The 25192-nt window shown below is 51.4% G+C and carries 22 protein-coding genes; 14 read left to right on the top strand and 8 right to left on the bottom strand.

What is annotated here, in order from left to right; all coding sequences use genetic code 11:
• Positions 1-192: 192 nt before the first annotated feature.
• The 4 genes from uspF to nifJ all read right to left on the bottom strand — a co-directional run bounded on the left by uspF (position 193) and on the right by nifJ (position 6093).
• A complete protein-coding gene (uspF, locus tag E4Z61_RS05680; RefSeq protein WP_135321933.1) occupies positions 193-627 on the bottom strand; it encodes a universal stress protein UspF in 435 nt (144 codons plus the stop codon).
• 81 nt (positions 628-708) lie between these two features.
• Positions 709-921, bottom strand: coding sequence for a KTSC domain-containing protein (locus tag E4Z61_RS05675; protein ID WP_135321932.1), 213 nt, complete (start codon positions 919-921; stop codon positions 709-711).
• A gap of 150 nt (positions 922-1071) precedes the next feature.
• Positions 1072-2205, bottom strand: a complete 1134-nt coding sequence (ompC, locus tag E4Z61_RS05670; RefSeq protein ID WP_135321931.1) for a porin OmpC — start codon at positions 2203-2205, stop codon at positions 1072-1074.
• A 363-nt stretch (positions 2206-2568) separates the two neighbouring features.
• Positions 2569-6093 carry a pyruvate:ferredoxin (flavodoxin) oxidoreductase gene (nifJ, locus tag E4Z61_RS05665; RefSeq protein WP_135321930.1) on the bottom strand — a complete coding sequence of 1175 codons (3525 nt, stop codon included), beginning with the start codon at positions 6091-6093 and terminating at the stop codon, positions 2569-2571.
• 274 nt (positions 6094-6367) lie between these two features.
• Between nifJ and E4Z61_RS05655 the strand changes: the two genes are divergently transcribed.
• Positions 6368-6634 (top strand): putative hemolysin, encoded by a 267-nt coding sequence (locus E4Z61_RS05655; RefSeq protein WP_135321928.1) that lies wholly within the window; start codon positions 6368-6370, stop codon positions 6632-6634.
• Between the two features lie 13 nt (positions 6635-6647).
• On the opposite strand, the gene hslJ is transcribed toward E4Z61_RS05655, so the two are convergent.
• Together hslJ and E4Z61_RS05645 are read right to left on the bottom strand one after the other, a co-directional pair.
• Positions 6648-7067 carry a heat shock protein HslJ gene (hslJ, locus tag E4Z61_RS05650; protein ID WP_135321927.1) on the bottom strand — a complete coding sequence of 140 codons (420 nt, stop codon included), beginning with the start codon at positions 7065-7067 and terminating at the stop codon, positions 6648-6650.
• Between the two features lie 112 nt (positions 7068-7179).
• Positions 7180-8169: a 2-hydroxyacid dehydrogenase gene (locus tag E4Z61_RS05645; protein WP_135321926.1), complete on the bottom strand. Its 990-nt coding sequence runs from the start codon at positions 8167-8169 to the stop codon at positions 7180-7182.
• Between the two features lie 707 nt (positions 8170-8876).
• On the opposite strand from E4Z61_RS05645, the gene E4Z61_RS05635 reads away from it, so the two are divergent.
• The 10 genes from E4Z61_RS05635 to E4Z61_RS05590 all read left to right on the top strand — a co-directional run bounded on the left by E4Z61_RS05635 (position 8877) and on the right by E4Z61_RS05590 (position 17987).
• The gene (locus tag E4Z61_RS05635; protein WP_135321924.1) at positions 8877-11516 is read left to right on the top strand and encodes a YdbH family protein; all 2640 of its coding nucleotides are present in this window, start codon (positions 8877-8879) and stop codon (positions 11514-11516) included.
• A complete protein-coding gene (locus tag E4Z61_RS05630; protein WP_003020350.1) occupies positions 11513-11704 on the top strand; it encodes a YnbE family lipoprotein in 192 nt (63 codons plus the stop codon). The genes E4Z61_RS05635 and E4Z61_RS05630 overlap by 4 nt, the downstream gene beginning before the upstream one ends.
• A gap of 7 nt (positions 11705-11711) precedes the next feature.
• Positions 11712-12035, top strand: a complete 324-nt coding sequence (locus tag E4Z61_RS05625; RefSeq protein ID WP_135321923.1) for a YdbL family probable chaperone protein — start codon at positions 11712-11714, stop codon at positions 12033-12035.
• Between the two features lie 87 nt (positions 12036-12122).
• Entirely contained in the window at positions 12123-12728 is a 606-nt protein-coding gene (locus E4Z61_RS05620; protein ID WP_135324882.1) for a CDP-alcohol phosphatidyltransferase family protein, read from the top strand.
• The gene (locus tag E4Z61_RS05615; protein WP_135321922.1) at positions 12725-13642 is read left to right on the top strand and encodes a phosphatidate cytidylyltransferase; all 918 of its coding nucleotides are present in this window, start codon (positions 12725-12727) and stop codon (positions 13640-13642) included. The genes E4Z61_RS05620 and E4Z61_RS05615 overlap by 4 nt, the downstream gene beginning before the upstream one ends.
• 6 nt (positions 13643-13648) lie before the next feature.
• Entirely contained in the window at positions 13649-14287 is a 639-nt protein-coding gene (locus E4Z61_RS05610; RefSeq protein ID WP_420808708.1) for a lysophospholipid acyltransferase family protein, read from the top strand.
• A complete protein-coding gene (locus E4Z61_RS05605) occupies positions 14280-16040 on the top strand; it encodes a bifunctional alpha/beta hydrolase/class I SAM-dependent methyltransferase (RefSeq protein ID WP_135321920.1) in 1761 nt (586 codons plus the stop codon). Before E4Z61_RS05610 ends, E4Z61_RS05605 begins: the two co-directional genes overlap by 8 nt.
• Positions 15991-17334, top strand: a complete 1344-nt coding sequence (locus E4Z61_RS05600; protein ID WP_167817526.1) for a phosphatase PAP2/dual specificity phosphatase family protein — start codon at positions 15991-15993, stop codon at positions 17332-17334. The genes E4Z61_RS05605 and E4Z61_RS05600 overlap by 50 nt, the downstream gene beginning before the upstream one ends.
• Positions 17310-17711: a hypothetical protein gene (locus tag E4Z61_RS05595; protein ID WP_135321918.1), complete on the top strand. Its 402-nt coding sequence runs from the start codon at positions 17310-17312 to the stop codon at positions 17709-17711. Before E4Z61_RS05600 ends, E4Z61_RS05595 begins: the two co-directional genes overlap by 25 nt.
• 84 nt (positions 17712-17795) lie before the next feature.
• Entirely contained in the window at positions 17796-17987 is a 192-nt protein-coding gene (locus E4Z61_RS05590; RefSeq protein ID WP_135321917.1) for a hypothetical protein, read from the top strand.
• Positions 17988-18031: 44 nt separating this feature from the next.
• Here E4Z61_RS05590 and azoR read toward each other — a convergent pair whose 3' ends face one another.
• The gene (gene azoR / locus E4Z61_RS05585; RefSeq protein WP_135321916.1) at positions 18032-18637 is read right to left on the bottom strand and encodes an FMN-dependent NADH-azoreductase; all 606 of its coding nucleotides are present in this window, start codon (positions 18635-18637) and stop codon (positions 18032-18034) included.
• Positions 18638-18839: 202 nt separating this feature from the next.
• On the opposite strand from azoR, the gene hrpA reads away from it, so the two are divergent.
• Positions 18840-22742 carry an ATP-dependent RNA helicase HrpA gene (gene hrpA / locus E4Z61_RS05580; protein ID WP_135321915.1) on the top strand — a complete coding sequence of 1301 codons (3903 nt, stop codon included), beginning with the start codon at positions 18840-18842 and terminating at the stop codon, positions 22740-22742.
• 220 nt (positions 22743-22962) lie between these two features.
• Here the strand turns inward: hrpA and E4Z61_RS05575 are convergent, their stop codons facing one another.
• Complete coding sequence (locus tag E4Z61_RS05575) at positions 22963-23673, bottom strand: helix-turn-helix domain-containing protein (protein WP_135321914.1); 711 nt, start codon at positions 23671-23673, stop codon at positions 22963-22965.
• 303 nt (positions 23674-23976) lie between these two features.
• On the opposite strand from E4Z61_RS05575, the gene E4Z61_RS05570 reads away from it, so the two are divergent.
• A complete protein-coding gene (locus tag E4Z61_RS05570) occupies positions 23977-24501 on the top strand; it encodes a fimbrial protein (RefSeq protein WP_240703852.1) in 525 nt (174 codons plus the stop codon).
• Positions 24502-24513: 12 nt separating this feature from the next.
• Positions 24514-25191 (top strand): fimbrial biogenesis chaperone, encoded by a 678-nt coding sequence (locus E4Z61_RS05565; protein ID WP_135321913.1) that lies wholly within the window; start codon positions 24514-24516, stop codon positions 25189-25191.
• Position 25192: the final 1 nt, after the last annotated feature.

The following is a 25192-nucleotide window of genomic DNA, read 5'->3' as shown; positions in this document are numbered from 1 at the left end:
GAGGCTCAATTCATAGTGTGGCATCAGAAGAGTATGCATCACGCCGGATTGTCCGGCAAAAGAAGTCTGATATAAAAACTGTGGCGTGTATGGTACGGATAAGCGGGAAAAATGTCAGCACATTTAGGTCAGGAATCGCGGGGTAAAAGAGGGTGAAATGAAAAGCCCGCAGCGATGTGCGGGCCTGACTGCTTAGCGGACTACCAGAACCGAACACTCTGCATGACGCACCACGGCTGCGGCGTTGGAACCGAGCAGGTAAGTAGTGATATCAGGTCGGTGCGAGGCAATAATCACCATATCTGCGGGCAATTTCCTGGCAAGTTCCAGAATTTTATCTTTTGGCGAACCTTCAACGACATGAACTTGAATTCTGTCTGCCGGGATATTGAACTTCTTGATCATCTCTTCCAGTTGAGATTTCGCTTCGGCTTTCAGATCGTCCATGGCCGGTAACTCTGCCGAGTAGGCCAGTCCAAGGGAAGCGTAATAGGGCAATGACGGAATAACGGTCAAAAAATGGACCTGTGCATCGTCAATTCTTGCCTCTGCTTCAACATGGGCAATAACTCGTTGAGTTAATTCTGAGTCTGAAATATCGATGGGTACAAGAATCGTTCTGTTCATAAAACCTCCTGTTTAAGTATCCTCCTAAAGCTTACCGCGTAATGGCACTTTATGTACAATGACGAAGATCACATTTTGGCATCACTTTATTTTAATTTCAGGGAACTTGCCTTTTATAACGCCATCGTAAAATCGGCCTTTCGATACCACAGTCAGGAAGTCACGAAAAATACGTGCCGGAACAGGGTGATATTGCAGGGTCTGCAGATGGTGAAAGCGAATTTCTAACGTGCTGGAGGATTCGTCATAACCTACGGATGCAATTCGAGATGATTTAACGGGGTGATGATTCATTGCAGGTATCCTCTACTACAGACTTTAATGCAAGATATCATCTATCAGTGGGATGTTTTAACGCAACAGATATAATGTTTTGATCTACATAAAACGGAATTGCGATGCGGGAAAACGAGAGTAGCCCGCTGTTTCCAGCGGGCTGACAGATTAGAACTGGTAAACCATACCCAGTGCTACAACGTCATCGGTAGAGATATCGTTTTGGGTGTAGAAGTCTTTGTCTTCATCCAACAGGTTGATTTTGTAATCAACGTAGGTGGAGAAGTTTTTGTTGAAGTAGTAAGTCGCACCTACGGAGGCATATTTAACCAGATCCTGGTCGCCATCAGATCCGTTTACACCCAGATCCTGACCTTTAGACATCAGGAAAGAAACTTCCGGACGCAGGCCGAAATCGAACTGGTATTGTGCAGTTACTTCAAAGTTCTGAGTTTTGTTGGCAATAGTATTATCACTACCGTCTGAGCCGCCGTAAGGGGTCATATTACGGGTTTCGGAGTACATGGTTGCCAGATAGATGTTGTTCGCATCATATTTCAGACCAACGGTCCATGCGTCAGCTTTATCGCCACCCGCAGTAGAATGGTTAACCTGCTCGTTTGTACGGTCAGAAGAAGTATATGCCGCACCGAAGCTTACGCCCATACCTAAGTCGTAGGTAGAGGAAATACCGAAGCCGTCACCGTTGGAGTTCTTCATGTTACGATCGGCGCCACCGTTATTGGTGCCTTCCTGCTCCGGTGACTGATTTTCGTTCGCGCCCTGGTATTGCAGAGCGACATTCAGACCGTTAACCATACCGAAGAAATCGGTATTACGGTAGGTTGCTACGCCGTTTGCACGGCCGGTCATGAAGTTGTCGGCTTTGGTGTAAGAGTCACCGCCGAATTCTGGCAGCATATCGGTCCAGGCTTCAACGTCGTACATGACGCCGTAGTTACGACCGTAGTCGAATGAACCGTAATCACCAACTTTAATACCAGCGAAGGCCAGACGAGTCCAGGAATCGCCTTTATCACCTTCGGTGCCGTTAGCCTGAATCTGATATTCCCACTGGCCATAGCCGGTGATCATATCGTTAACCTGAGTTTCGCCTTTGAAACCCATACGCATATAAGTTTGATCGCCATCACTGTTAGTGTCATCAGAAAAATAACGCAAACCATCAATTTTTCCGTAGAGATCTAATTTGTTGCCGTCTTTATTATAAATTTCAGCAGCGTGAGTAGCGCCTGCAGCTAACAGGGCAGGAATTACGAGAGCCAGTACTTTTCTGTTCATTGAAATAATCCTTTAGTTTTTATATTTACCTGCGACTACCCATGTAGGGTGTTGAAGCATGCTAAATGAGAAGTTCCGTAAAGAGATAAATATCAATTGTTACGCCTTAAGTAAAACCTTAAGCAAATAATTCTATGGAAATGGTGATAATTATGGTGAATGTATTGGCGGGTAAGTATATAAAATAAAAATTATACAAGTTAATTCCGTTGAGATATTCTGCGCGGGTTATATGCCTTTATTGTCACTTCTTGTTTTTCGTTGGAGTATTCGTCTCAGGATTGATTAGCCAGCGAATAAATTGACAAGCCCGAACAATTGTTCGGGCTTTTTTTATTTCTGGTAAATACTTAACTACGTGTATTAATCGGTACTGCTTTTTTCCGCTTTCCCTGCCAGTTGCGCCAGGAAGTCATAACGTTTTTGCAAATCAGCAGTCGCATCCTTCCACAATTGCTCAGCCACTTCCGGCTGCTGTGCGTTCAGACGACGGAAGCGTTGCTCGTTCATCAATGTCTCAGCTAGCGCGTCTGACGGTGGGCGAGAGTCCAGCGCCAGCGGGAGTTTACCTTCGTCAGCGCGACGCGGATCAAAGCGATACAGTGGCCAGAATCCGGTGGCTGTGAGTTGGCGCATCTGATCGTGGCTCAGAGCGAGATCGTAGCCGTGCTCTTCGCAAGGACTGTAGGCAATAATCAGCGATGGGCCAGGGTAAGACTCCGCTTCCTGAATCGCTTTCACTGTCTGGTTCAACTGGGCCCCCAGTGAGATCTGTGCGACGTAAACATGACCGTACATCATCATACTAACACCAAGATCTTTGCGCGCTTTACGCTTACCGTGTTCGCCAAATTTAGTGACGGCACCGAGCGGTGTCGCTTTCGACGCCTGTCCGCCGGTGTTGGAATAACACTGGGTATCCAGCACCAGAATGTTGACGTTCTCGGTCAGACTCAGGACGTGATCCAACCCGCCAAAGCCAATATCGTAGGCCCAGCCATCACCGCCAATCAGCCAGATTGACTTCTCAACCAGTGCGTCGGCATCGGTTAATAACTGCTGTGCGCCGTCAACACCTTGCAGATGCTGGCGCAGTGCAGCGACCTGCTCCCGGCGAACCTCTGGGGTAGCTTCTGCGTGCAGGGCGTCATTCAATTCAGCCGGGATCTTATCGGCAAATTGTTCCAGCAGGCGCATGACGCGTACGCGGTGTTGATCCACTGTCAGGCGGAAGCCTAGACCAAACTCGGCGTTATCTTCAAACAGAGAGTTTGCCCACGCAGGCCCGCGACCATTGGCGTCGGTGGTATACGGTGTTGAAGGCAGGTTACCGCCATAAATCGAGGAACAACCGGTCGCATTCGCGATCAGCATGCGGTCGCCATACAACTGGGTGAGCAATTTGATATACGGCGTTTCACCACAACCAGAACAGGCGCCGGAATATTCAAACAGCGGAGTAATCAACTGGGAGGTACGAATATCAATACGTTCCAGTTTAGTGCGATCAATCTCCGGCAAATTGAGGAAGAAATCATAGTTCACTTTTTCTTCTTCAACATGCTCCAGGCGGGACATCATATTGATGGCCTTGATTTCTGGATTTTGCCTGTCCTTCGCCGGGCAAACTTCGACGCACAGATTACAACCGGTGCAATCCTCAGGCGCGACCTGTAGAACATATTTCTGTCCGCGCATATCACGGGATTTCACATCCAGAGAATGAAGGCTGGCTGGAGCGTCTGCCATTGCTTCCGGTGAGACCACTTTGGCGCGGATTGCCGAGTGCGGGCAAGCAGCAACGCAGTGGTTGCATTGTGTACACAGCTCTTCTTTCCAGATAGGGATCTCTTCGGCGATATTGCGTTTTTCCCAGCGCGTGGTGCCCATCGGCCATGTGCCGTCTGGCGGCAGCGCGGAGACGGGGAGGGCATCACCCAGACCGGCGAGCATCGCCGCGGTGACGGTTTTCACGAAATCAGGCGCGGCATCAGAAACCACTGGCGGACGGTTGGCGCTGTGCGGGTCAACCGGCTGGAGTGCCACTTCGGCGACCGACTCACGTGCCAGGGCCAGTGCCTGCCAGTTACGTTCAACCAGATCCTGACCTTTGCTGCTGTAGCTTTTGGCGATTGCACCTTGCAGTTCCGCCAGGGCGCTGTCGCCTGGTAGAATTTGCGTCAGGTGGAAGAACGCCATCTGCATCACGGTGTTAATGCGTGCTGCGAGGCCGCATTCGCGGGCAATTTTAGCAGCATTAATCACGTAAAAACGGGCTTTCTTCTGGTTCAGGACCGCCTGAACTTCCTGCGGCAGGCGCGACCACACTTCATCCACGCTGTACGGTGTATTGAGCAGGAAAATGCCGCCAGGTTTCAGGCGTTCTGCCATTTGATATTTATCGATAAACTGCAACTGATGACAACCGACAAAATCTGCCTGCGAAACCAGATACGCCGAACGAATAGGCTGCTCGCTGACGCGCAGGTGGGAAACCGTCAGGCCACCTGCTTTTTTCGAGTCATAGACGAAATAGCCCTGCGCATACCACGGCGTAGAGTTACCGATAATCTTGATATTGTTTTTGGTGGCTGACACGCTACCGTCACTACCCAGCCCGTAAAACAGGGCTTCGAGTTTAGCGGTGCCGGGCAGGGTATTTTCCGGCAGCGGCAAGGACAGATTGGTAACATCATCATAGATACCGACCGTAAAGCGTGGTTTAGGCTTAGCATTACTCAGTTCGTTAAACACCGCCATCACACAGTCCGGGCCGAACTCTTTTGAGGAAAGGCCATAGCGCCCGCCAATGACGCGCGGTAACGTTTCACGCTCACCGCAGTTAAATGCTTCAGCCAGCGCGGTCATCACATCCAGATACAATGGCTCAGCCTGTGCGCCCGGCTCTTTGGTGCGATCGAGAACGGCAACGCTGCGCGCGGTGTCTGGTAATGCCTGCAGTAAATGTCGGGCAGAGAACGGGCGGAACAGACGAACTTTCAGGACGCCGACTTTTTCACCGCGAGTCTGTAACTCTTCCACGACTTCTTCACAGGTGCCAATGGCGGAACCCATCAAAATAATGACGCGTTCCGCCTGTGGATGACCATAGTATTCAAACGGCTGGTACTGGCGGCCCGTCGCGGCGGCGAAATCGTTCATCGCCTGTTCAACGTTTTCGTAAACTGCGTTGTACCACGGGTTAGTCGCTTCGCGGGACTGGAAGTAAGTATCAGGGTTAGCCGAGGTTCCGCGAATCACCGGATGCTCCGGATTCAGCGCGCGCGCGCGATGGGCATCAATCTCCCCTTGCGGCATCAGATCGAGGATGGTGTCATCGGCCAGCGGTACGATTTTATTGATTTCATGCGAGGTGCGGAAACCATCAAAGAAATGAATAAAAGGGACGCGACTTTTCAGCGTGGCGATGTGCGAAATCAGAGCGAAATCCTGCGCTTCCTGAACGCTGCTGGCGCACAGCATGGCACAACCGGTTTGACGAACGGCCATTACATCGGAATGGTCGCCAAAGATCGATAGCGCGTGGGTAGCAATAGTGCGTGCAGCAACGTGCAGTACAAATGGCGTCAGTTGACCGGCCAGTTTGTACAGCGTAGGGATCATCAGCAATAAACCTTGCGATGAGGTAAATGATGTCGAGAGCGCACCGGTTTGCAACGCACCGTGAACGGTCGCTATTGCGCCACCTTCCGACTGCATTTCCACGACGCGCGGGGTATCACCCCAGACGTTTTTTAACCCGTTACCGGCCCAGGCATCTGCCTGCTCCGCCATCGTCGAACTTGGCGTAATCGGGTAGATGGCGATAACCTCGCTGGTACGAAATGCAACCGAAGCAACCGCACCATTACCGTCAATTGTGATCATACTGACACCCTTACATTGCGCAAAAAAGAGGGACCCGCCAAATTATGCAAGTCCTGTAGTTATCCTTTTATTTTAGCAAAAGCCCAACATACTCATTTTCGCTTTTGTGTCCTGGGAATAACCAGAATGAATGTTTTGATCAAAGGAGCGGGCAAAAAATTGCCAGAAAATGTAAACAGGGCGCATAAATGCGGATCTTGCCTCTCGACGTCAGTGTTTCTGCTGCCTATTATTTATGGCTGTATTGTTGGGTTATTTTTCAGAGGGGAGAGAGATGCGCGCAGCGTTTTGGGTAGGGTGTGCCGCGTTATTATTATCGGCTTGTAGCAGTGAGCCTGTTCAGCAGGCAACGGCCGCGCACGTCGCGCCTGGCATGAAGGCCGCAATGTCCAGTACTGGAGAAGCTAATTGCGCCATGATTGGCGGTTCGCTCTCTGTTGCTCGTCAACTGGATGGGTCAGCCATCGGGCTGTGCGCGCTACCCAATGGCAAACGCTGTAGTGAGCAGTCGCTTGCCGCCGGAAGCTGTGGAAGCTATTAAGCCACCGCGTTTACTACATTAAGTCCGCCAGTTTATACGTCAGCGTTTGTTCTGCTGTCGCCAGTGTTAACTGGTCAGCAGTCAGATCGACCTGTGCGCCTTGCTTAAACATCTCGCTGACGATACCGTCGAGCGCGTTAAGCTGTGGATCGGCGCACATCATGCGGGTCATCGCCATATCTTTTACCTTCAACTCACCGTCGGACAGCTTGCCCTGACCGTGGAATTGATTACACATCTTACCCGATACCGTCATATTTTCGCCAAAACTCAATTCGGGTGGGTTGTTGGCGACAGTGACGGGTTTACCATTCACGCTCTGCAAAACGAAACGGTGATGCTGTAACTGTTCGCGATTGACGGAAACTTTTCCATTGCTCACACAACCAGCCATCAGCATGCTGAGCGCAATCAACGTGACAACTTTCTTCATGCAATTTCTCTACGTTCGTGATGGGTATACATTCAATATAATAATGATACTGACTGTTTTATCATCGGTGATTGTCTGAAAATGCTCCCCAGAAGTCAGGGGAGCACAGATATTAGAAGAGGGCGTTTGGACAGGTTTCGCCTTTAGCGATTTGTGCCAGGTTCTGCAGCGTTGTTTCGGAAATACTGATTAACGCTTCGGCTGTAAGGAACGCCTGATGCCCGGTGAACAGCACGTTATGACAGGCAGACAAGCGACGGAATACATCATCCTGGATCACATCGTTAGACTTATCTTCAAAGAACAGATCGCGTTCATTTTCATACACGTCCATACCCAGAGAACCAATTTTTTGGTTTTTCAGAGCATCAATAGCGGCCTGTGAGTCGATAAGTGCTCCGCGACTGGTGTTGACGATCATTACGCCGTCTTTCATTTGCTCAAAGGCTTCGTGATTGAGCAGATGATAATTTTCCGGCGTTAACGGGCAGTGCAGGGAAATGACATCCGACTCAGCAAACAGTGTTTTGAGATCGACATATTCAACGCCTAATTCAAGAGCCGCAGCGCTTGGATAAGGATCGAATGCCAGCAAACGCATACCAAAGCCCTTCAAGATCCGCAGTGCGGCAATACCGATTTTACCGGTACCGATCACCCCGGCGGTTTTACCGTACATGGTAAAGCCAGTCAGGCCTTCCAGAGAAAAGTTGGCGTCACGGGTGCGTTGATACGCGCGGTGAATACGACGGTTCAGCGTCATCATCATGCCAATCGCATGCTCTGCAACTGCTTCCGGCGAATATGCAGGTACGCGCACGACCTGCAAACCCAGCTCTTTGGCGGCGTCCAGATCGACGTTATTGAATCCGGCGCAGCGCAGCGCGATGTATTTCACGCCATGCTTTTTCAGTTCTTCCAGAACCGGTCGGCTGCCATCGTCGTTGACGAAGATACACACGGCTTCACAGCCATGGGCTGTCTTGGCTGTCTTCTCCGTCAGCAGAAAGTCAAAGAATTCAAGTTCAAAACCAAAAGCCTCGTTAACCTGTTGCAGGTACTTCTTGTCGTACTGTTTTGTACTATAGATGGCGAGTTTCATAAGACTTTCTCCCGTGATTTTTACGTCACATCAATTCAACTAAAATTATTTTACAAAATCTAAAAAATTATTGATAGTCATAGACGTAATGAATAGTTTCGACGCATCTGTTGTTAGTGTGGGCAGGTTACTCGTTTTCAACAACTGGATAATTTTCATCCAGCTCAACGTCCGGCAAATATAACGTGGTTAAAAAGCCAGCTAAACCACATCTGGACAGCTACGCTTATACAGGTATCAGATATCGGGAGGGGTTATGCTAACTCACTCTGAAGCAAAACGATGGGCCACATTAATGCTTAAGGCGGCATTATGCGATGGTATGAAGTCTGAGGAAATTTCCCGGCAGGTGCATCTTGTCTGTGATCACCATGGTAAGGAGTGTCTTGAAGAACTCATAGAGGAAATTCTCATAGAGGCCGGTCGTATAGGACCTAAACACAGCGATGGACAACTGAGTCATCATTGAGCCTACATTTTCCGCGTCTGTGTTGAAATCATTCCTGACGGCACGCGTCACAGCGTGCCATATTAAATCATTACCTATCTTATTGAATTAAATGTTATTTTCTGAATAATTCACTATTTATAGATAATCTGTATGTTTTGGTGGCACCGATTCTTAATGTGGGCATGCTTAGCTAAACATGCCACAATACAAGTCGAAACCGGCTTAAATTTTTGCTAAATCAGGATATTAACTACCCATGAAGGGTAAATATAAGGCCGTATTGGCGCTACTCTTATTGTTGACCCTCGTGCCGCTGACGTTGTTGATGACGTTGGGTCTGTGGGTTCCTACGCTGGCGGGCATCTGGTTGCCTGTCGGTACGCGCATTGCGATGGATGAGAGTCCGCGGCTTACCCGGCACGGACTGCATATTCCCGAACTCCGCTACCTGGTCGATGATTGCCCGCTAGCGCGTATCACCCAGGCAGATTTGTCGCATCCTAGCCGTTGGCTGCTGAACGTCGGCAGTATTGAACTGGATTCCGCCTGCTTGGCCAAACTGCCGCAAACGGAGCCATCGCCCGCTGCGCCTAAAACGCTGGCAGAATGGCAATCCATGCTGCCCAACACCTGGATTAACATCGATAAGCTCATTCTTTCTCCGTGGCAGGAGTGGCAGGGCAAGCTGTCGCTCTCGCTGACGTCTGCCATTCAGCAGGTGAGTTATCAGGGTGAAAAGGTCAAATTCCAGGGGCGTCTGCACGGGCAAAATCTCACGGTAAACGAACTGTCTGTTGCGGCTGTTGAGGGGCAACCGCCGGTGAAACTTGTGGGTGAGTTTACTATGCCGCTGGTGCCCGATGGGCTGCCGGTGGGCGGTCATGCGGTGGCGACCCTTAGCCTGCCGCAGGAGCCAACGCTTGTGGATGCAGAGCTGGAATGGCGAGAAAACAGCGGGCAGTTGATCGTGATGGCGCGGGACAATGCCGATCCGTTGCTGGATCTCCCCTGGGAAATTACCCGCCAGCAACTGACTATCAGCGACGGACGCTGGAACTGGCCGTATCAGGGATTCCCGTTAAGTGGTCGGCTGGGTGTGAAAGTCGAAAACTGGCAGGCCGGTGTGGAAAATGCGGTAGTAAGCGGGCGTTTGAACATTCTGACGCAGGGCGATGCGGGCAAAGGAAATGCGGTGTTAACCCTTGGTCCGGGCAAGCTTAGCATGGATAACAGTGACATGCCGTTGCAGTTAACTGGCGAGGCGAAGCAGGGCGACCTGATTTTTTATGCGATGTTACCCGCTAAACTCAGCGGCAGTCTGAACGATCCGCAGCTGGCTTTTGAGCCAGGCGCGCTGCTGCGTTCCCGTGGACGGATTATTAACTCGCTGGATATTGACGAAATCCGCTGGCCGCTTGCTGGGGTCAAGGTGACCCAACGTGGAGTGGACGGGCGCTTACAGGCTATTTTACGCGCTCATGAAAACCAGATGGGCGGTTTTGAACTGCATCTCGATGGTCTGGCCAATGATTTCCTTCCTGACGCTGGTCGCTGGCAGTGGCGATATTGGGGCGAAGGCAGTTTTACGCCGATGCATGCACGCTGGGATGTGGCAGGCAAGGGTGAATGGCACGACAACACCATCAAACTTTTTGATCTTTCTACCGGATTCGATCATCTGCAATACGGCACCATGAAAGTGGAGAATCCGCGTCTGGTGATGGATGAACCGATCGTGTGGGTGCGGGACGCAGCACAGCCGACGTTTAGCGGCGCGCTGTCGCTGGATGCCGGAAAAACCACCTTTTCCGGGGGCAGTACTTTGCCGCCTTCAACCCTAAAGTTCAGCGTTGAAGGGACCGACCCGACGATATTCCAGTTCAAAGGGCAGTTGCACGCTGGCGCAATTGGCCCGGTTCAGTTGAATGGCCGCTGGGATGGCATCCGCCTGCGTGGTCAGGCCTGGTGGCCAAAACAATCGCTCACCGTATTCCAGCCGCTGGTACCACCTGATTGGAAAATGAACCTGCGTGAAGGTGAACTGTATGCCCAGGTTGCTTTCTCCGCCGCCCCGGAACAGGGCTTTGAGGCGGGCGGTCATGGGGTATTAAAAGGCGGTAGCGCCTGGATGCCCGATAACCAGATCAATGGTGTCGATTTTGTGCTGCCGTTTCGTTTTAGCGAAGGTGCATGGCAACTTGGCACACGCGGGCCAATTTCATTACGCATCGCGGAAGTGGTGAATCAGGTTACGGTGAAAAATATCACCGCCGATCTACAGGGCGGGTATCCCTGGAGCGAAGATAACCCATTGCTGCTGAGCGATGTCAGCGCCGACTTGCTGGGCGGTAAAGTGGTGATGCAGCAACTGCGCATGCCGCAGCACGATCCGGCATTAGTGCGAGTGCAGAATATCTCTTCCAGCGAGCTTATCAGCGCGGTTAACCCCAAACAATTTGCCATGTCCGGCCCGGTCAGCGGCGCACTGCCGTTATGGTTAAACAATGAAAAGTGGATTATCAAAGACGGCTGGCTGACCAACCCGGGACCAATGACGTTGCGTATCGACAAAGACACAGCGGATGCGGTGGTCAAAGATAATATGGCGGCTGGTGCGGCGATTAACTGGCTCCGCTATATGGAAATCACCCATTCCTGGACGAAAATTAATCTGGATAACCTCGGCGTGTTAACCATGCAGGCTGCCGTCACCGGTAATAGTCGGGTGGATGGCAAAGTGGGAACGGTGAATTTGAATTACACCCATGAAGAAAACGTCTTTACGCTATGGCGCAGTTTGCGTTTTGGCGACAATTTACAGGCATGGCTTGAGCAAAATGCAGCGCTGCCCGAAACCCATTGCCTGGAAGGCAAGGAATGTGAGGAACAACAATGAAAACTATCGCGGCCATGCTGGGACTGCTGGCGTCATCTTTGCTGGTAGGGTGCACCCCGCGCATTGAAGTTGCAGCGCCGAAAGAGCCCATCACCATCAATATGAACGTCAAAATCGAGCATGAGATCCATATTAAAGTCGATAAAGACGTCGAGAGCCTGTTGAAATCACGCAGTGATTTATTCTGAGGTGATGATGAAAAAACAGCTAAAAGTGACCATACTGCTGCTAAGTTTGTTGAGCGCTAACGCCTTTGCCCTGACCCTGGCGGACGCCAGAACCCAGGGACGGGTGGGTGAAACGCTCAATGGCTACCTTGTCGCATTGAAGACCGATGCGGAAACCCAGTCGCTGGTGAGTGAGATTAACAAAGCGCGTAGCGCCAGCTACCAACAGCTGGCCGAGAGTAACAATATTCCCGTTGATGAAGTGGCAAAAATGGCCGGACAAAAACTGGTGGCTCGCGCCAAACCAGGGGAATACGTCCAGGGCATTAACGGGAAGTGGTTGAAAAAGTAATCTGATTTTTAATCAATGAGATGTATCAGGCAGGCAACGATTAATTGATCCACTATAATTGAATCAACGAATTATCAAGGAGTGATGATGACGCTTTATCAGATAAAGCCTGCCTTCCAGGCGCTTTTACGCCCGCTAATGTTCTGGTTAGAGAAAAAAAACGTCACCGCCAATCACGTTACTCTGGCCGCGATGGCGCTTTCTTTTATCACTGGCGCGGTGCTGTTTATTTTCCCCAACCCTAAACTCTTCATTCTTTTACCCATCATTTTATTTATACGCATGGCCCTCAATGCGCTGGACGGCATGCTGGCGCGTGAATGTAATCAACAATCCCGTCTGGGCGCTATTCTCAATGAAACCGGAGATATTCTCTCCGATCTCGCGCTGTATCTGCCCTTTATGCTGCTCCCAGGCAGTAACGCGCTGCTGGTGCTGGCCATGCTGTTTTGTACGGTAATGACGGAGTTCTGCGGCGTGCTGGCACAAACTATCAATGGCGTGCGCAGCTATGCCGGGCCGTTGGGCAAGAGCGACAGGGCACTGGTGTTTGGCGCATGGGGGCTGGCACTGGCGCTGTGGCCGCAGCTGGTGCAGTGGAACAACGTCGTTTGGGGCATTGCCACATTATTGTTGCTGTGGACGGTCGTTAACCGCTGCAAAAGTGCATTACGCCAAGAGGGGACAAAATGATGCTGCTAGAAAAATCGCTGGCGGTGATTTTTGCCTTACTGCTGATTGCGACGCTGTTGAATGGTCTGCTGGTATGGCGGCGTCCGGGTAAAGACTGGCGTGAGCTGACGCTGCGTATCCGCACCTGGTGGGTGATCATTGTTCTGTTTTCGCTGGCGATCTTAAGCCCGCATTGGCTGGCATTGACCTTCTTTGCGCTGGTAAGTTTTATGGCGTTAAAGGAGTTTTTAACGTTGGCCCCTTCGCGCCAGACCGATCGCATGCCGCTATTGTGGATGTTTATTGCGATTCCTGTTAACTACTGGCTGATTGGCATCAACTGGTACGGCATGTTTGTGGTGTTTATCCCGGTGTATGCATTTTTATTCTTGCCCGTCCGCATGGTGATCGCCGGCGACACCCAGGGATTTTTACGCTACGCCTCCCAGCATCACTGGAGCCTGATGACCACCGTGTTTGCGTTCAGCCACGTTGCATTCTTGCTGGTGCTGCCCGCAGATGGCAAGCAGACCGGCGCACTGCTGGTGCTCTTCCTCGTCGGTTTGACGGAATTCAACGACATTGCGCAGTACCTGTGGGGTAAATCAATGGGGCGCATTAAGGTGATACCAAAGGTCAGCCCCAACAAAACGCTGGCGGGTCTGGTCGGCGGCGTGGCGACCACCACGTTTGCGGCGGCGCTGCTGGGGCCAATAATGACGCCGTTAAGTATACCAATGGCGATGTTGGCAGGGTTTATTATCGGGATCAGCGGCTTCTGTGGCGATGTGGTGATGTCGGCCATTAAGCGCGACATTGGTGTGAAAGACAGCGGTACGCTGTTGCCCGGCCATGGCGGTATTCTCGATCGGCTGGATTCACTGATCTTCACCGCCCCGGTGTTTTTCCACTTCATTCGCTACTTTTACTACTAACTTATGATCAATTCATTTCTGCGAACGCTGTTTACGCTGTGCATCGTCTGGCCGGTGATTTGGCTGTGGCTTGGGCTGCGCGTCAGGCACCGGGATCGACTGCCGAAGCAGGGGCCGGCGATCGTGGTGGCGAATCACAACAGCCATATGGATGTTTTTGCGCTGTTGTCGCTGTTTCCGCTGCGTCGTCAGGGGGCTATCCATCCGGTGGCGGCGGCTGACTATTTTCTGCGTAATAAATGGATGGCCTGGTTTGCGCTCAATATTCTCAATATTATTCCGATCACGCGTAAGGGCGGTGAAACCAACCCGCTGGCGCAGTGTGAACAGGCATTACGCGACGGCAAAATACTGATCCTTTTCCCTGAAGGGACGCGTGGTGAACCAGGGCTGCTGGCCCCGCTGAAATCCGGTGTCTGGCACCTCAGTCAGCGCATGCCGGAGGTGCCGATTATTCCCGTCTGGCTGCGTGGGACAGAGCACGTGATGGCGAAGGGGAATCGTATTCCGCTGCCGCTGTTTATTGACGTCAACATTGGCAGGCCGCTGGCCGCCGATTGCGATAAACACATCTTCATGGACGATCTCAGGCAGCAATTGTTGCTGCTTCAGCAACAAACCACAGGACAGCACCCTCATGACTAACACTCGAGTGCCGGATGAACGCCCGTTTTTGACCAGCGACAACACCGCGTTGTTTTTTCGCCACTGGCCGGCATTAGCCGCTGGTTCTGCGCCCAAAGTGATCGTCCTGTTTCATCGTGGGCACGAACATTCCGGGCGTTTGCAACACATTGTGGATGAGCTGGCAATGCCGGACACCGCGTTCTATGCCTGGGATGCGCGAGGTCACGGACAATCGCCGGGCCAACGCGGGTATAGCCCATCGCTGGCGCGCTCAGTGCAGGATGTTGACGAGTTTGTGCGTTTTGCTGCTGCCGACAGTCAGGCCGCAATGGAAGATGTGGTGGTGGTGGCGCAAAGCGTGGGCGCGGTGCTAGCGGCGACCTGGGCCCATGATTATGCGCCTTTTATTCGCGGACTGGTGCTGGCGTCACCGGCATTCAAAGTCAAATTGTACGTGCCGTTTGCTCGTCCAGGACTGGCGTTAATGCATCGCCTGCGCGGCCTGTTTTTCGTCAACTCCTACGTCAAAGGCAAATACCTGACGCACGATACTGAGCGCGTGGCGAGCTTTAACCAGGATAAACACATCACCCGGGCGATTGCGGTGAACATCCTGCTCGATCTCTATAAAACCGCGGAACGTATTGTCAGTGATGCCGGTGCCATTACCTTGCCGTTGCAGTTGTTGGTCTCCGGGTCCGATTTTGTTGTACATCGCCAGCCGCAGATTGATTTTTATCAGCGCCTGAGAAACCCGCTCAAGGAACTGCACGTGCTGCCGGGGTTTTATCACGACACGCTGGGCGAGAAGGACCGGCATCTGGCGTTTGACAAAATGCGCGATTTTATCGACACGCTGTACGCGATGCCGCCGCAGCGTTTTGATTACACTCATGAAGACCGCTGGAGCCCCGGTGCAGACAGCTGGCGGATGCTGAGCGGCGGACCTGCGCCGTATTCGCTCGACGATATTGCCTACCGTGGCCTGCGCTATGGGATGAAATTGCTCGGGACGCAATCAACGGGCGTCCGTCTGGGGTTTGATACCGGTTTTGATTCGGGCAGTACGCTGGATTATGTCTATCGCAATCAGCCTCAGGGCAGCAGCGCGCTGGGGCGCTTGATTGACAAAAACTATCTGAATAGCGTGGGCTGGAAGGGGATTCGCCAGCGTAAGGTCCATTTGCAGATGCTGATTCGTCAGGCGGTTGCACAGCTTGCAGAGCAGGGAAGTGCGGTGCATGTGGTGGATATCGCGGCCGGACACGGGCGCTATGTTCTCGACGCGCTGGAAAGCGAAGCGGCGGTCAACTCGATTTTACTGCGCGATTACAGCGAACTGAACGTCAAGAAAGGCAGCGAGATGATTGCCAGCCGCGGCATGGCTGAGATTGCCCGTTTCGAGCAGGGCGATGCCTTCAACCGTGACCAACTGGCGTCGCTGGAACCGCGTCCTACGCTGGGTATTGTCTCGGGTTTATATGAACTCTTTCCCGAAAATACGCTGGTACGCAATTCGCTCGCCGGTCTGGCAGACGCGATAGCACCGGGAGGCGTGCTGATCTACACCGGCCAGCCCTGGCATCCGCAGTTAAAAACCATCGCCTGGTCGCTGACCAGCCACAAAGATGGCAAAGCCTGGGTGATGCGCGTGCGTACGCAGGGCGAAATGGATGCGCTGGTGCGAGAAGCCGGATTTGATAAGTGCACGCAGCTGATTGATGAATGGGGGATTTTCACCGTCTCCATGGCGGTGCGGCGTGGGGACTGAACGTCGTAAGGTGCTGGTGCAGGCAGTTGGCTGGTTATTGCTGCTGGCACCTTTTTTCTTCCTTACTTATGGTCAGGTCAATCAGTTTACTGCCTGGCAGGACGCACAGCATGATAACGTCGGCAGTATCGTGTTTGGCTGGGAGTCTGCCATTCCCTTTCTTCAGTGGACCATTCTGCCTTACTGGAGTCTGGATCTGTTTTACGGGCTGTCGCTGTTTGTCTGCGCCACGCGATTCGAACAACGGCGTCTGGTGTGGCGTCTGATACTGGCGTCGCTTATCGCCTGCGTCGGTTTTTTGTTGTTCCCACTCCAGTTTAGTTTTACGCGCCCTGAAGTCAACGGCGCGGCAGGCTGGCTGTTTGCCCAGCTCGAACAGTTCGACTTGCCCTATAACCAGTCTCCATCGCTGCATATTATCCTCTGCTGGCTGCTGTGGCGGCATTTCAGTCACCATCTTAGCGGTGGCTGGCGCAGGCTGTGCGACGGTTGGTTCTTACTGATCGCCGTGTCGGTGCTCACCACCTGGCAGCATCATTTTATCGATATCATTACCGGTCTGGCGGCAGGTATGCTGATTGACTGGATGGTGCCGGAACAACGCCGTTGGCGCTGGTGCCAGCCAGATGCGGCGCGATTAAGGCTGATGCGACGCTATCTGTTGGGTGCCGTGTTGTGCCTTGCCGCTGGCGCATGGCTGACCTCCTGGCTGCTGTGGCCTGCCGTATCGTTGCTGATGGTGAGCTACGGCTATGGCGGATTCGGCACAGCGGCTACGGGTAAAGATGAGCAGGGCCGACTGCCGCCCGCCGTGTATGGGTTGACGCTGCCGTGGCGAATCGGGATGTGGTTGTCGATGCGCTGGTTTACCCGCCGTTTACCGCCAGTGAGCAACATTGCTGCTGGCGTTTATCTCGGCAGCTTTCCGCGCTGTGTTCCTGAACAAAATGCGGTGCTGGACCTCACCTTTGAGTTTGCACGTGGGCGTGCTACCGCCATGCGAGCCTATTCTTGCATACCTATGTTGGATCTGGTGATTCCGGAGGAAGCAGAATTACAGCAAGCAGTTGATGGGCTGGAAAGGCTGCGTCAGGAGCAGGGGGCGGTGTTGGTTCATTGTGCGTTGGGGCTGTCGCGCAGTGCGATGGTGGTTGCGGCGTGGCTGTTGCAGTACAGCCATGTGGCGACGGCAGAGCAGGCAGTGGCTCATATTCGCGAACGTAGGGCACAGGTGGTGCTGACGGATAAACATCTGGAGATGCTACAGCAATGGCAGCAGAAAGTGACGGTGTAACAAATGATGAGGCACTGCAACGCGATTTGCTGCGGCACACGCTGGCAAGCTGGCGCTTCATCCTGCTTTTTAGCGTACCGCCGATGGTGTGGGTGATTTTTGTCGCACAGTCAGGTGTGTTCCGTGCGGTTATCGCGCTGCTGTGCGCCAGCGTCTGGTTTGGCTGCTGGCGACTGTGGCTTGACGTTCGTTATTTTTCGCTGCTCGCTGAGCAAAACAACACGCAGGCCGGAGAGGCGCTTTACGCTATCTGGCGGCGCGACAGGCTGAAGACGCTAACTTTGACTGAGCGTCAGGCGGGGGCGTTGACACAGTTTCGGCGCACGCTTTATTGGGTTGCTGCGTTGTGGGCGGCCTGGTTGATGATGCTGATATAGTGTTTGTGGCAGCGCAATAGTTGCCACACGGCGCGGTGTTGATACTGATATAGTTCCCCTCCGGTAGCGTCCTGGAGTGAAATCATGTGGCTTTTCAAGTGGTATGTCTGGAATCGTTGGGTATTCAAACTGTTAAGCCGGGATGTCGCGGAGCCTGAACAGTTTTTGCGTCATTGCTGGGAAGAGAATCTGGCGAAATGCAGGGATTATGCAACTATTTGGCGTGATATTAATCGCATTCACGGCAAGCAGATGCAGGCGCAGGCAAAGAAGTAAGTGAGGGTAGAATCCCTCCCACCGGATGGTGAGAGGGAAAGTCATCAGGCAGCGACGACACTATCGATAGCAGCTTTCGCATCTGACTGCGCTTTAGACGCAACTTCCGGACCGTAAGCGATACCTTCAGCAAACACGAAGTTCACATCGGTGATGCCGATAAAGCCCAGGAAGGTGGACAGGTACGGGGTCACCAGATCGGTTGGCGTATCTTTATGGATGCCGCCACGGCTGGTCACAATAACAGCACGTTTGCCGGTCACCAGACCTTCCGGCCCTTTCTCGGTATAACGGAAAGTGACGCCAGCACGCGCAATCAGGTCGAAGTAGTTTTTCAACTGCGTCGGGATGTTGAAGTTATACATCGGCGCGGCGATCACAATCACGTCATGCGCTTTCAGCTCAGCAATCAGCTCATCAGACAGCGCCAGTGCTTCCTGTTGACGCGGCGTCAGCGGCGTATCGCTCGGGCGCATCGCACCCACCAGTTCGCCATCCAGTACCGGAACAGGATTTGCAGCCAGGTCACGGACGGTGATTTCGTCAGCAGAGTGTTTTTCACGCCACTGTTCAACAAAATAATCAGACAACTGACCAGACTGAGAGTACCCTGCCAGAATACTGGATTTGAGAACTAATACCTTGCTCATGGGTGTTTCCTTTTATGTGTTTGAAAGGGGATATGCCCCGTTGCTTGTTGACACTTTATTCACAATTCTGCCGCAGTGATAGCGCAATATATCGAATCCTATGTTCGAAATTATTGAACAACACATGAAAAGCACCGATGTGGTACTCTATACCTATCATCTTAAAGAGATTTAACCCGGCAGAGCACTGCCCTCTAACGCTATGACAGAACAACAAAAACTCACCTTCGCTATGTTGCAGAACCAGCTGGAATCGCTGATGCTGCGTGACAGGCAGCGTTTTTCCCGCCGCCTGCACGGCGTGAAGAAGGTTAAAAATCCTGATGCACAACAGGCCATTTACCAGGAGATGGCGAAAGAGATTGAACAGGCTGCCGGTAAAGTTGTGCTGCGTGAAGCGGCGCGACCGGACATTACCTACCCGGAAAACTTGCCCGTCAGCCAGAAAAAACAGGACATCCTGGAAGCCATTCGCGACCATCAGGTGGTGATTGTTGCCGGGGAAACGGGTTCCGGTAAAACCACTCAGTTGCCGAAAATCTGTATGGAACTGGGACGCGGGGTGAAAGGGCTGATCGGCCATACCCAGCCGCGTCGTCTGGCAGCGCGTACCGTGGCTAACCGTATCGCCGAAGAGTTGCAAACCGAGCCGGGCGGCTGCATCGGCTATAAAGTGCGTTTTAGCGACCATGTGAGTGATAACACCATGGTTAAGCTGATGACGGACGGTATCTTGCTGGCGGAAATCCAGCAGGATCGGATGCTGATGCAGTACGACACCATCATCATCGATGAGGCCCACGAACGCAGCCTGAACATCGACTTTCTGCTCGGCTATTTGAAAGAGCTGCTACCGCGCCGCCCGGATCTGAAAATCATCATCACCTCGGCGACCATCGACCCGGAGCGTTTTTCAAAGCATTTCAATAACGCGCCAATTATCGAAGTGTCCGGTCGAACGTATCCGGTGGAAGTGCGCTATCGCCCGATTGTGGAAGATGCGGACGACACCGAGCGTGACCAGTTGCAGGCCATTTTCGACGCGGTGGATGAACTGGGGCGTGAAAGTCAGGGCGACATTCTGATCTTCATGAGCGGTGAGCGCGAAATTCGCGATACAGCCGATGCGCTGAATAAGCTGGATTTACGTCATACGGAAGTGTTACCGCTGTATGCGCGTCTGTCCAACAGCGAGCAGAACCGCGTGTTCCAGTCGCACAGTGGGCGCCGCATTGTGCTGGCGACCAACGTGGCGGAAACCTCACTGACGGTTCCGGGGATCAAATACGTCATTGATCCGGGTACTGCGCGTATCAGCCGCTACAGCTTTCGCACAAAAGTCCAGCGTTTGCCGATCGAACCGGTGTCGCAGGCGTCAGCCAACCAGCGTAAAGGTCGCTGCGGACGCGTATCGGAAGGGATCTGTATTCGTCTGTATTCCGAAGACGACTTCCTGTCGCGCCCGGAGTTTACCGACCCGGAAATTCTACGTACCAACCTGGCGTCCGTTATTCTGCAAATGACCGCGCTGGGCCTGGGGGATATCGCGGCGTTCCCGTTTGTTGAAGCGCCGGATAAACGCAATATTCAGGACGGTGTGCGTCTGCTGGAAGAGCTGGGTGCGATCACCACCGATGAGCAGCAAACAGCTTATAAGCTAACCCCGTTAGGCCGTCAGTTGTCGCAACTACCGGTCGATCCACGTTTGGCGCGCATGGTGCTGGAAGCGCAGAAACATGGCTGCGTGCGTGAGGCGATGATCATTACCTCGGCGCTGTCCATTCAGGATCCGCGTGAGCGCCCGATGGACAAGCAGCAAGCTTCCGACGAAAAACACCGTCGTTTCCACGACAAAGAGTCCGATTTCCTTGCGTTTGTGAATCTGTGGAATTATCTCGGCGAGCAGCAAAAAGCGCTATCGTCGAACCAGTTCCGCCGTCAGTGCAAGCTCGACTTCCTCAACTATCTGCGCGTGCGTGAGTGGCAGGATATTTACACTCAATTGCGTCAGGTGGTGAAAGAGCTCGGTATTCCGGTGAACAGCGAACCCGCTGAGTATCGGGAAATCCACGTCGCGCTGCTGACCGGTTTACTGTCGCATATCGGGATGAAAGATGCCGATAAGCAGGAGTTTACCGGCGCGCGTAACGCCCGTTTCTCGATCTTCCCCGGTTCCGGCTTATTCAAAAAACCGCCTAAATGGACGATGGTGGCAGAACTGGTGGAAACCAGCCGACTGTGGGGGCGTATTGCCGCGCGTATCGATCCTGAGTGGGTGGAGCCGGTTGCCCAGCATCTGATTAAACGCTCGTACAGTGAACCTCACTGGGAGCGCGCGCAGGGCGCGGTGATGGCGACAGAAAAAGTCACCGTCTATGGTCTGCCAATTGTCGCTGCCCGTAAGGTGAACTACAGCCAGATCGATCCTGCGCTGTCGCGCGAACTGTTTATCCGTCATGCACTGGTGGAAGGTGACTGGCAGACGCGCCATGCGTTTTTCCGCGACAACCTGAAGCTGCGGGCGGAAGTGGAAGAGTTAGAACACAAATCACGCCGCCGCGATATCCTTGTCGACGATGAAACGTTGTTTGAATTTTACGATCAGCGTATCAGCCATGATGTGGTTTCTGCCCGTCATTTTGATAGCTGGTGGAAAAAGGTCAGCCGCGAGACGCCGGATCTGCTCAACTTTGAAAAGAGCATGCTCATCAAAGAGGGCGCGGAGAAAATCAGCAAGCTGGATTACCCGAACTTCTGGCATCAGGGCAATCTCAAGTTGCGGTTGAGCTATCAGTTTGAACCCGGCGCTGACGCTGACGGTGTGACCGTACATATTCCGCTGCCGCTGTTAAACCAGGTCGAAGAGGCCGGGTTTGAATGGCAAATACCGGGGTTGCGTCGTGAACTGGTGATCGCCTTGATTAAATCACTGCCGAAACCAGTGCGGCGCAACTTTGTACCCGCACCAAACTACGCGGAAGCGTTTTTAGGCCGCGTGACACCGCTGGAACTGCCGTTGCTGGACTCGCTGGAACGTGAACTCAGACGGATGACCGGTGTGACCGTTGACCGCGACGACTGGCACTGGGATCAGGTGCCCGATCATCTGAAAATCACCTTTCGGGTGGTGGACGATAAAAACAAGAAGCTGCAGGAGGGACGTTCGCTGCAGGGGTTGAAAGACCTGCTGAAGGGCAAAGTTCAGGAAACGCTGTCGGCAGTGGCAGACGACGGCATCGAACAGAGCGGGCTGCATATCTGGAGCTTCGGCCAACTACCGGAAAGCTATGAGCAAAAACGCGGCAACTATAAGGTTAAAGCGTGGCCAGCGCTGGTGGATGAGCGTGACAGCGTAGCCATCAAACTGTTTGATAATCCACTGGAACAACAGCAGGCAATGTGGAGCGGTTTACGCCGCCTGCTGCTGCTGAATATTCCGTCGCCCATCAAGTATCTGCACGAAAAACTGCCTAACAAGGCCAAGCTGGGCCTGTACTTTAACCCGTATGGCAAAGTGCTGGATTTAATTGACGATTGTATCTCCTGCGGTGTGGATCGGCTGATCGATGCCAACGGTGGCCCAGTGTGGACGGAAGAGGGCTTTGCGGCGCTGCACGAGAAAGTGCGTGCCGAACTGAACGACACCGTGGTGGAGATTGCTAAACAGGTCGAACAGATCCTGACGGCGGTGTTCAATATCAACAAACGTCTCAAAGGTCGCGTGGATATGACCATGGCGCTGGGGCTTTCGGATATCAAAGCGCAAATGGGCGGGCTGGTCTACCGTGGATTTGTCACCGGTAACGGCTTCAAGCGTTTGGGCGATACGCTGCGTTATCTGCAGGCGATTGAAAAACGGCTGGAGAAACTGGCCATCGATCCGCACCGCGATCGCGCGCAGATGCTGAAAGTGGACAGCGTGCAGCAGGCCTGGCAACAGTGGTTTAATAAACTCCCTCCCGCTCGTCGTGAAGACGATGACGTAAAAGAGATCCGCTGGATGATAGAAGAACTGCGAGTCAGCTACTTTGCCCAGCAGCTAGGAACACCGTATCCGATTTCGGATAAGCGTATTCTGCAGGCTATGGATCAGATTAGCGGTTAACACATTTCATACATTATAATTTATTGATATTTTAACCCGGTTAGCCCTCGCGCCGGGTTTTTTGCTTTTCGTAAGTAACCTACAGATATTTGTACTGAAAATATAGATCTTCTCTTTAATCTTTACCTGATTTCTCGTTGATGTTGATGGTGACATCAGATACCTTCTGAAATATATCCATCCCATGGATATCACCCGAATAAAAGAGGGCGGACTGCGATTACTCTGTTGATTCTACAGCACTTGAAGATGCGGGTTTTGCATAGAACATATTCAACTTCTCCGGTAAATTGACAATATCTGTCAGAATGCCACGCGAAAGATGTATATAACCTTCATTTTTAAGTTTTGATAAAATTCGCATTACACCGCTACGTGATAATAAAGAATGCTCCATAATATAGTTAGCTGCAGTGATGTTTTTTTTCAACACATCGGGTTCATTCATTAATTCAATAAGATGACATCGAATGATTTCGTATGCTGAAAGTTGAGATATCATCATAAAATGCGCATAGACTTTAGCTGCAGTATAATCCTGAAGCATTGCTAATGATTGCCACAAACCGTTTTCTGTCACTTCATTGTAAAATATATTTTGAGGTATCAATAATAAGCAGGTTGTTTCTTTTGCTTTGATGTAAAGATGCGGCGAGTAAGAAAGTTGTGCATTCGCACCAAAAATGAAAGGAGCGTATTCTGCATTGAGAACCATCCCATCACTAATGCGACATAGCGCTACGCTACCGCTGAGCAAAATCAGACACTGGCGTTCAGAATTTTGCGTAAGGTAGATGTTACGTTTTTTGGAAATTGTTGTCGGAGCCCTGTGCTTACATGCCATATGAATCAATTTTGCAATGTGTTCTTCGGGTCTGGCTACGTTGCCGAGTATGTCTTTCATCTGCTGGGATTTGCTATGTTTTTTCATTTATTTCCTTTTAAAACAATAGATTAAATGGATTGTTTTTTAAAAGCATCATCGTTAAATAGTCCAGATGGAGACTAATTTATTCTTGTAAGAAAATGCTTAGTGTTTTAGTTTGTGTTTAATAATTTATCGCTGCCAAATAAGATTAGTCAATATTATTTTTTGTTTAAAACAAAATTGTTAGTGTCTTTTGATGGCATTGGTGATTTATTAAATTTTTTTCTTCGCAATGATTATTATATTTGCGTTAGGGATTGGTATTAGAAAAATTTATCTTTTTATATCAATATATGAGGTGTCAGAATGCATTCATTGATGAATGGGAAATATGCTATATGTTTATTTCTGTTTTTTACTTTCAGCGTCAGTGCTGCTGATGGAACAGTGAGGTTTACGGGAAGTATAACCGATCAGACCTGTAGTATAGACAGTGGGTCACTAAATCAAACGGTGATATTAGGTAAAATCTCAAAAAGCTCGATTAATGGGAGTGTTGGTCTGAAATCATCACCTACACGCTTTACATTAGTCGTGAAGTCATGTCCGGAAACGGTCAAAGTGGCGACATTAAAATTTGATGGTGTTGGAGATGATAAATATCCAAATTTACTCACACTGGATAGTGGGAGTGGTGTTGCAACTGGTGTGGCGGTTGAAATTGCCGATAAAACTGGGGTGCCCATTCCGTTACACGTTAATTCTCCTGAATATGATTTGACCTCCGGAACAAATAACCTTGATTTCGTTGCTCGTTATGTGTCTACGGCGGCGGCAGTTTCCGTGGGTATTGCGAATGCAACAACACAGTTTACGATTGTTTATAAATAATGGAATAGCACGATGGGGTTGAATTTGAAAAGGAAAATAGCGATGACTTTGTTGATGTTATTGACCTCCAGCGTACAAGCAGGGATTGTTATTGGCGGTACTCGTGTTATTTATCCGGCAGAAAAGAAAGCCGTATCGCTGACGGTAATGAATGCAAAAACATCAGGTGTTTATCTGGTACAAAGCTGGGTGGAATCTGATATTTCCGGTCGCCAATCACCTTTTATCGTGATTCCCCCGCTTTTCAGAATGGGTTCAGGTGAGGAAAACGTGCTTCGTTTGGTATTTACCGGAGGCACATTGCCGCAGGATCGTGAATCTGTTTTCTGGTTGAATGTGAAGTCTATTCCTGCAACGGATGACAGTATTCCTTCAGAAAATACATTACAAATGGTGGTCAAATCCCGTCTCAAACTGTTTTATCGTCCGACGGGATTATCAGGAACACAGGAGGAGTCCTGGCAACAATTGCAGGTAAGTCGTGAAGGCAATAACCTGGTGATCGCTAATCCTGGCGCATACTACGTTTCGTTTTACTCTCTGAATATTGATGGTAGAGAATATCGCGATATCAGTATGATTCCGCCAAAAGAGTCTATCCGCCTGCCAGTAAAAACAGTATCACAGGTGAATTGGCAGGCAATTAATGATTATGGCGGTATTACCCCGGTTGTACATCGTCAGTTGTAGG

It is taken from the genome of Citrobacter tructae, assembly GCF_004684345.1.
GTDB classification, from domain to species: Bacteria; Pseudomonadota; Gammaproteobacteria; order Enterobacterales; family Enterobacteriaceae; genus Citrobacter; species Citrobacter tructae.
This window is presented reverse-complemented; position numbering and strand designations above follow the sequence as displayed.